We start from the raw sequence: 554 nt of genomic DNA, 5'->3' as shown, positions 1-554 counted from the left end.
TGTGCCCGCATTATGAAAACCACTGCCAGTTGCCAAAGCTATAGAAGTAACTGTATTTGAAACACTCCCTCCCGTATTGATGGATGTGCTTGTTACAAACTGTTTTACTTCATTTCCGGCGTTGCTTTCATATTTGTACTTTGTAGTATGTCCTGATCCCAACTTCCAAACATCGCCTGCCTGTCCTTGTTGGAGCACCCTGTCTAAAGGTGAGTTTTCCAACTGCTTTTCTGAATAGGCATTGGTAGCCCCATAATAGGAGTTGGCTGTATTTTCATCTGTTACTCCTGAATGGATGGATGAATTTTGTGTAGCTATGGGAACCGGCAGTATATCTTTGGTTTGCCTACCGAATATATCATAAGTAATGGGCGTAACGAGGTCTTTTCCCGTTGTGGTGGCTTTTACATTGATGATCTGCTTGGCTCTTCCCAATCCGTCAAAATAAGTAATCATTTCTGATTTTTGCGTACAATCCCCATTGAGACAGGTTTTTGACTGGATATAGTTTTCTGTTTGGGTTTGTGAATAGATTGATATGGTAGATATAGACA

1 protein-coding gene is annotated in these 554 nt (G+C 41.0%); it reads right to left on the bottom strand.

Annotation, left to right across the window (positions count from 1 at the left end):
- The coding region (locus tag DRF57_RS23835) for a DUF6443 domain-containing protein (RefSeq protein ID WP_455550098.1) at positions 1-504 on the bottom strand (504 nt) is incomplete at its 3' end.
- Positions 505-554: the final 50 nt, after the last annotated feature.

Source organism: Chryseobacterium rhizosphaerae (assembly GCF_003385455.1).
Taxonomy (GTDB): domain Bacteria; phylum Bacteroidota; class Bacteroidia; order Flavobacteriales; family Weeksellaceae; genus Chryseobacterium; species Chryseobacterium rhizosphaerae.
Note: the sequence above shows the minus strand (reverse complement) of the source record. Positions and strands in the feature narration are given on the sequence as shown.